Here is a 7,370-nt window from a genome sequence, read left to right on the forward strand (position 1 = left end):
CGGCCGTCCAGGGAGCAGATCGGTACAGGGAGGCTGACGATGACGCAGCGGATGAACATCGCCGAGGTGGCACCCGACGGGTACAAGGCGCTACTGGGACTGGAAGGCTACGTCCGGCGGCATGTGGACAAGACCGTGCTGGAGTTGGTGAAGCTGCGGGCCTCGGTGCTCAACGGCTGCGCGTTCTGCGTGGACATGCACAGCCGGGACGCGCTGGCCGCCGGCGAGTCCTCGCGCCGATTGTTCGCGGTCGCCGCCTGGCACGACGCGCCGTTCTTCGACGAGCGGGAGCGGGCAGCGCTGGCGCTCACCGACGAGGTGACCAGGCTCGGCCCGGACGGTGTCAGCGACGACACCTGGGCAACGGTGACCAAGCACTGGACGGAGAAGGAGACCGCGGACCTGATCTTCGCCATCGTGACGATCAACGCCTGGAACCGTCTCTCCATCCCGGTCCGCAACCAGCCGCCCCTCGACGTCTGATCCCAGGCACCAGTCGGCGCGGCCGGCGGCCCGATCCCATCCCGCACCGCCGACCGCCGCCCGGCCCGCCCGGCCCGCCCGCGACCGTCGACGGGCGACGGGCGACGGGCGACCGAGTCCGCCGGCGACCGGCGACCGGCAACCGGGTCCGTCAGCGCCCGGCGACCGGCGACCGCTACGCCCTGCCACAGGCGGCGGCGCAAGATCCGGCTAAACAGGTCGCCGTGGGGGGCAAATCGGACACGAACACCCCCACAAGGACCTGTTTGGATCTTGCCCGCGATACTCTCCCGCCGTGCCGTCACACGCCGTAATTCCTCGCACTGCGAGCTGATCAACTGGCGAGTCGGGTGGAGGTCTCAGGCGGGGGTGGCCAGCATGCGGTCGAGCAGGCGGGCGATCAGCGCGGTGTGCCGGTGCAGCAGCTGCCGGTCGAGCTTGTCGCGCTGGTCACCTGCCCCGGCCTGCAGCAGATACGTCGGTCCGCTGATGAACGCGACGGTCGGCAGGCCGAGCCGGTAGGCGAAGGTGCCCTCGCCGTAGAGACCGTTCTCGAAGGGAGGCATGACCGCCAGCCGCGTGATCCCGCTGGCCCGCACCTCGTCGATGGCGAGCTGGCGCAGCCGCGGGCTGTTGCCGACGGCGACGATCGCCAGCTCGCTGCGCCCCCGCGGACCGTAGGGGGCCTTCCCGCCGTCGTCATCCCAGGCCATAGCACCCAGATGCTCGGCGACCAGCGTCGATCCGATGCTCGCCAGCAGGTCCGGCTGGGAGCGTAGCCAGGCGTCCGGCTTCACCGTCGATGTGTCGGCGCGCATGTGCGCCGGGCTGAACAGGAACAGCACGTCGCGGTGCCGCTGCGCGGCGGGCTGGCGGACGAGCCGCTCGGCGATCGCCAGCAGGGCGGGGCCGCCGTTCTCCTCGACCGCGTTCTGCCCATCAGTGTGCGTCGCGACAAGCACCGCCTTGCTCCCGGTCCCGGCCGTCCCCGCTTCGGACGCCGAGGCACTGGACGCCGAGGCACTGGACGCCGACGCGGGCGGATGCGTCGCGGGCAGGCGAGCGAGCAGATAGTCGATGGTGGTGTCGCCGTGGTCGGCGGCGAGGACGACGGTGGCGGTCAGTGGGCCGGCGGTGAGCAGCGCCCGCAACCGGGCGCCCTGCTCTGGGTCGACGTGCAGGGTCGGCAGGCCGGCGGGGACCTGCTGGTGCGGGGTGTACTGGCCGGCGGCCAGGGCCGCGGGCAGGTCGAGGATCTCGATCATCGCGATGGCGCCATGGCCGCGCGCGAGCGCGAGGTCCGGCTGCGCCGGGATGCCAAGCCAGACCCGGGTGTAATCCTCGGTGTCGATGGCGGCCCGGTCGGAGGACGGTTCGAGGTCGTCGGCCATGTCGGTGAGGACCTTGGCGGTAAGCCGGGCGATCGTGCCCTCGGCGAGCACCACGGCGCCAGCGACCGCCTTGCCCTGGTAGTCGGCCGCACCGCCGGCGCCGACGTCCACCACCCGCCCGGTGACTCCGCTGTCCGGCGTCTCACCGGACAGCGGACGGTAGGCGGCGACGGGGATGATGCTCGTCGTGCCCTGGTGATCGGTGACGCGCAGTGCCCAGCGGCGGGCGAGCCATCCCACCAGCGGCACCGGATGGCGGGTCACCTCAAGGCCCAGCGCCCGCAGCCGCGCGTCCAGATCATCGATGTGGCGACGGTGCGCCGGGGAACCGGTGTGCCGCGGTCCGAACGAGCACATCCGCTCGACCCAGGACCACAGCGTGTCCGCGGTGACCAGGCCGTCCGATCCGATCGCGTCCGCATCTGCGGCTCCCAGCCCTGACGCGGAGGCGCTCGCCGCGGCGCGCCCGGCCCTCGCCGACCCGGCACCGCCAGTGGTGTTCGAGCAGCCGGCCATGGCGGCCATGCTGGCGGCGAGGGTGGCGCCGCCAGTGCCCAGGATCATGCGACGGCTGTGCCCTGTCATCTGGCCCCGCTCCCCTCGGTCTGGCCGGCGATGCGGCGTAGACCGTGGCACCCGCGCCGAGGTCCGGCCACGAATCAGCATGGCGGCGACACGAACCGGCCCACCACGCGGCCGATTCTGTCGACGCAGGCGATCCTGTCGACATCGTGGATCCATGTGCACGCAGAGTCCCATACCGACTGCCAGGCGCCGCAGGCAATCTCAGCTCACCCCCACTTCTGGGCCCGGTCCCTCCACCGACGGGTGGGCGCCCCGGGGCGAGCCGCGCCGTGAGGGCCGCTCCCCGCGCAGGTCACGGCGGGGGGCCAGGTGGCTGTGAACGAGGGCATGACGCGCAGACGCAGACGTGACTCGCCAGCGTTACTACGGTGAAACACGTTTGCTACTACAACGCGTAGAAGCGGAGCTGGTGCCGGATGAGCGTCGTTCCGACGGAACGATCCGCCACGGTCCTGCGGGCAACCGCGGGCGTCGTCGCCGCGCACGCGGAAGAAATCGCCACCGTGTTCTACCGGCGGCTGCTGACGGCCGATCCGTCGCTCGCGCCGATTTTCTCCCGCAGCGGCCAGGCCACAGGTACCCAGCCGCGGGCCTTGGCCGCCTCACTCGTCCGCTTCACCGGCCACCTCCTCGACGAGCCCGATGCCCGAACCGAACACGAGGCGGAAGCCGGCACCACCACCGAAGGCCAAGGCGGGCCCGGGCCCGGCAACAGGACCGGAATCGGGGCCGACAGCAGTTCCGGAATCGGAGCCGAAAGTGGGCCCGGTCGCGAGGCCGGGACCGGGCCCGGGACCGGGGCAGGCCCAGGGCCGGGTGCCCGCCAGCCCATCGACACGGTGGTGCGTCGGATCGCCCATCGGCACGCCGCCCTGGGCGTCGCGCCGGAGCAATACCCGCTGGTGGGACGGCATCTGCTGGCGGCCGTCGCCGAGGTGCTCGGGGATGCGGTCACGCCCGAGGTGCACGATGCGTGGGACGAGGCGTACTGGCTGTTCGCCACGGCGCTCATCGCCGAGGAGGCACGGGCCTACCAGCGGATGGGCACCTGTCCCGCCCGCCCGTGGCGCCCGTGGCGGGTCACCGCCCGCACGATCGCGACCTCCGAGGTCACCTCCTTCGATCTCGTGCCGACCGGCCCCGACCCACTGCCCGCATTCCTGCCCGGGCAGTACGTGACGGTCGCCGTGGATCTGCCGGACGGCGGTCGCCAGGCACGCCCGTACAGCCTGTCGCGGGCACCGGGCGCGGGCAGCCTGCGAATCACCGTGCGCCGACTGCCGGCCGTCGGCTCCGCCCCCGAGGGACTCGTCAGCTCCCACCTGCACGAGCAGGTCAAGGTCGGAGACGTGCTGGACGTCAGCCCGCCGGCCGGATCCACGACCCTCACCCCCGGCACCGACCCGCTGGTACTGATCAGCGCCGGCATCGGCATCACCCCGATGATCGCCATGCTCGGCCACACCGCCCGCCTGCGCCCCGAGCGCACGGTCGTGGCCGCGCACGCCGACCGCTCCCGCGACCACCACCCCCTGCGCGCCGAGATGCTGGAGATCGGAGCCCTGCTCCGAGACTTCCAGCTGCACACCCGCTACGAACCGCACAGCCCCGTACAGATCGACGTCAACGCGCTCCCCCTGCCCGACCGTGCCCGCGTCTACCTGTGCGGCCCGCTGCCGTTCATGCGCGACGTCCGCGCCGGCCTGCTACGCCGCGGCATTCCAGCCGACCACATCCGCCACGAGATCTTCGGCCCCGACCCCTGGGCCGGCAACCCAACCTGACGAATTGCGCGGTCAACCTGCCAGGACGCGGTCCCGCAGCGCGGGATCTCCAGCGGGGAAGCCGTCCCCGGCGGCCGCGGAAGCGGACTCCCGGCGCGGCGCGGTCCGGGCCGTCGAGCCACCGGGCACCGTGGCACTCGTGGCTCCATTCCCCTGTCGGGGTGACGTTCGCGAGCACCGCCCACACCGCCTCGGGCCGCGCCGCCACCGTCACCTCGACCTCGCACCGCCGCGGGAGCCGGCTCATCACCGCACCGCTCCGGCAGCCTCGCCCCTGTCCTCGAGGGTCTGTCCAGCCTCGAGGGTCTGTCCAGCCTCGAGGGTCTGTCCAGCCTCGACGGTCTGTCCAGCCTCGACGGTCTGTCCAGCCTCGACGGTCTGTCCAGCCTCGACGGTCTGTCCAGCGGCGGTCGAACCCTCGGCTCCAGCATCCCCATTAGCACCGGCATCCAGGCGGGAGACGGCACCCCAGCGAGCGGCGGCATGGCGCCGGTAGCGCGGACCGAAACCGTAGAGCACGATCAATCGCGGAATCAGCGGGACCTGGTGCAGGACGACGTCTCGTCCCGCCTCGTCGATGCCGTCGAGCAGCCAGTTGCCCTCCTCGGCGAGCTGCGGCAGAGACTTGGTGCGGATGTTGTAGCGCTGGTCCCAGTCTCGCCACTGCCGGTGGGTCAGTGTCGCCGCGACCAGAGGCATCGCCCCGGACTCCTCTCGATCCAGGTGCGGGAACAGCACAGTGACCAGGCCGTCGAGCGCGGCGACGAGTCCGAGCCGGGTGATCTCGACCTCCTCGGCGCCGCGCGCCCGAGACCACCTCGGGGCCGCGTCGGCGCATGCCTCCATCGCCGGGTGGATGGCCTCGTGGTCAGCTCCCATCGCGTCGATGAGCGGCACGTCGTCCGGGTCCACGGCCGCGCGGACGAGCGGGTACAGGCCGTCGTCCTCGCCGGCGTGATGGCGGTGCAGGAACTCGACCATCCAGTCGATGTGGGCGGCGAGCGCGGCCCGGCGGGCGCCGTCGGGATAGGGGATGGTGGTCAGTGCCTCGCGGGCGCGGGTGAGGTCGCGGCGCAGCGCCCAGTGCACGATGCCCATGATGCGGGTGTCGGCGGGGCCGTCCATGGCGGTCTTCATCTGATCTGCTCCTGCCCATCCAATCCGATGATCATCTTTTCGAGCCATGCCTGATACGTGCCTGGCGCCCAGCCCGCGCGCAGGACCAGCGCGTCGTACATCTCCACGCTGGACAGGGCCCACAGCTGATCGATCTGCTCGCGGGTGGGCGCCCTTCGCAGCACCAGCGCGAGGCCGCGCTCGTCGTCGACACGCCGGTTGGCCTCGTCGGTGGCGAGACGTTCGGCGAGGTCAGGCTCGCTCGCCGCGCCCTCGCGCAGCGCGAGGTAGAGCCGCGCGATCCGCCCGTTGATGCTGGTGATCAACCCAGCCGCGGCAGCCGCCCGCTCAGCGAGCGTCTCCCCCTCCCCCACCGCCCGGAACTCGGGCCGTTCGACGAGCGGCACCGGCTCGTCATCACCGACGAGGGCACCGTCGAACGCCGCCGCGAACAGCGCCGGCTTACGGCCGACCGCGCCGTAGACCGTCTCGACCGAGACACCCGCCGCCGCGGCGATCTCCCGGACACCGGCACCCGCCCAACCACGCTCGGCAAACACCTCCCGAGCGGCGGCGATCACGGCCGCCCGGGTCTGCGCCGCCTGCTCGGCCCGCCGCGCGGACCGGTACGGCCGGGTCGAGGGCGATCCCCGCGAGGTGCGTGCGGAAGTAGGGGTGGCATCGGGCATGCCCATCACTCTAGAACACACCTGTGTTCAATAAGGTCCAGTTTGGCCAATCGGCCACGCGACACCCCTGTCGTTCCACCGACAGCCCAGCGACCTGATCGGCATCGACAACCTCGTGGACTCGCTCTCTCGCCCGTGCCCGCTCTCGTCCCCGGCGCGCGCCCGGTGCAGGCGCGGGTCGCGACAGCGCGGGCAGTTCAGGCGCCCGCGAGGGAATGCCCGTGGCGGAGATGCACACAGCGGCGGAGATGCACACAGCGGAGACGCGCGCGGTGGAGGTCACACTCGCGCGGGGCTGTGCGGCTACCCGCTCCCCGTGCCCGGCCAGCGGCGTGGGGGCCACGGGGCGCGGGAGCGCATCCTGCGGGCGGCAGATCGGCTGTTCTACATCGAGGGCATCAACGCCACCGGCATGGAGCGGCTCACCGAGGTCGCCGAGGTCTCAAAGCGAACCTTCTACCAGCACTTCCCCAGCAAGAACGCGCTGGTCGAGGAGTACCTGCGCCGGTTGGACGCCCACCCGGTCGCCCGCGAGCTCGTCCCGCGCCGCGGCGCTGGGCGAGGATCCGGGCGATCGCGGCAGTCATATCGTGCTGTAATCGCCGACGTGGCAGCGGCTGGGCTCAGAACACGGCACCGGGAGCGGCACGGCGCGGGGCGCGCCGGCTGGCTGCGGGCCGCCGTGCTCGGCGCGAACGACGGGCTGGTATCAACGTCGAGCCTGGTCGTCGGTGTCGCCGCGAGCGGCGCGTCGGGCAGCGCGATCCTCACCGCGGGTCTGGCCGGGTTGACCGCGGGGGCGCTGTCGATGGCGGCGGGCGAGTACGTGTCAGTGAGCGCCCAGGCCGACGTGGAACGGGCCGACCGGGTCGTGGAGCGCGCGGAGCTGACCGACAGCCCGGCGGCCGAGCTCGACGAGCTCGCCGGAATCTACGAACGGCGCGGCCTGAACCCAACACTCGCGCGGCAGGTGGCCGCTGCGCTGACAGAGCGGGACGCGCTGGGTGCGCATCTACGCGACGAGCTCGGCCACAACGAGCAGAACCGGGCCCGCCCGTGGCAGGCCTCGGCCGCGTCGGCGAGCAGCTTCGCCGTCGGCGCACTGGTGCCGTTCCTCGGCATGGCCGCGCCGTCGGGATCGGCCCGGCTGGTCCTGATCGTCGCGGTCACCGTGCTGGGCCTCGCGGCCGCGGGGGGGGGGGGGGGGCCCCCCCCCCCCCCCCCCCCCCCCCCCCCCCCCCCCCCCCCCGCCGGGCGCCCCCCCCCCCCCCCGCGCGCCCCCCCCCCCCCCCCCCCCCCCCACAAAAAAACCCCACCCCCCG

General features: G+C 72.7%; 7 protein-coding genes. 3 read left to right on the forward strand and 4 right to left on the reverse strand.

Annotation, left to right across the window (positions count from 1 at the left end; genetic code table 11):
• Positions 1-39 precede the first annotated feature (39 nt).
• Positions 40-483: a carboxymuconolactone decarboxylase family protein gene (locus MXD95_RS15750; RefSeq protein WP_250641375.1), complete on the forward strand. Its 444-nt coding sequence runs from the start codon at positions 40-42 to the stop codon at positions 481-483.
• A gap of 359 nt (positions 484-842) precedes the next feature.
• Here the strand turns inward: MXD95_RS15750 and MXD95_RS15755 are convergent, their stop codons facing one another.
• Positions 843-2,459 (reverse strand): hypothetical protein, encoded by a 1,617-nt coding sequence (locus tag MXD95_RS15755; RefSeq protein WP_250641376.1) that lies wholly within the window; start codon positions 2,457-2,459, stop codon positions 843-845.
• 416 nt (positions 2,460-2,875) lie between these two features.
• Between MXD95_RS15755 and MXD95_RS15760 the strand changes: the two genes are divergently transcribed.
• The gene (locus tag MXD95_RS15760; protein WP_250641377.1) at positions 2,876-4,243 is read left to right on the forward strand and encodes a globin domain-containing protein; all 1,368 of its coding nucleotides are present in this window, start codon (positions 2,876-2,878) and stop codon (positions 4,241-4,243) included.
• Here the strand turns inward: MXD95_RS15760 and MXD95_RS29315 are convergent.
• The 3 genes from MXD95_RS29315 to MXD95_RS15770 are packed head-to-tail and all read right to left on the reverse strand — an operon-like array spanning position 4,140 to position 6,048.
• A complete protein-coding gene (locus MXD95_RS29315) occupies positions 4,140-4,490 on the reverse strand; it encodes an SRPBCC family protein (protein ID WP_374122038.1) in 351 nt (116 codons plus the stop codon). The two genes, MXD95_RS15760 and MXD95_RS29315, sit on opposite strands and share 104 nt — an antisense overlap.
• Positions 4,490-5,380: a hemerythrin domain-containing protein gene (locus MXD95_RS15765; RefSeq protein ID WP_250641378.1), complete on the reverse strand. Its 891-nt coding sequence runs from the start codon at positions 5,378-5,380 to the stop codon at positions 4,490-4,492. Before MXD95_RS15765 ends, MXD95_RS29315 begins: the two co-directional genes overlap by 1 nt.
• On the reverse strand, positions 5,377-6,048 hold the full coding sequence (locus MXD95_RS15770; protein WP_250641379.1) for a TetR/AcrR family transcriptional regulator: 672 nt from the start codon (positions 6,046-6,048) through the stop codon (positions 5,377-5,379). The genes MXD95_RS15765 and MXD95_RS15770 overlap by 4 nt, the downstream gene beginning before the upstream one ends.
• Positions 6,049-6,364: 316 nt before the next feature.
• Here MXD95_RS15770 and MXD95_RS15775 point away from each other — a divergent pair.
• On the forward strand, positions 6,365-7,370 hold a 1,006-nt coding region (locus MXD95_RS15775; protein WP_250641380.1), incomplete at its 3' end, for a VIT1/CCC1 transporter family protein.

The organism is Frankia sp. AiPa1 (genome assembly GCF_023243075.1).
Taxonomy (GTDB): Bacteria; Actinomycetota; Actinomycetes; order Frankiales; family Frankiaceae; genus Frankia.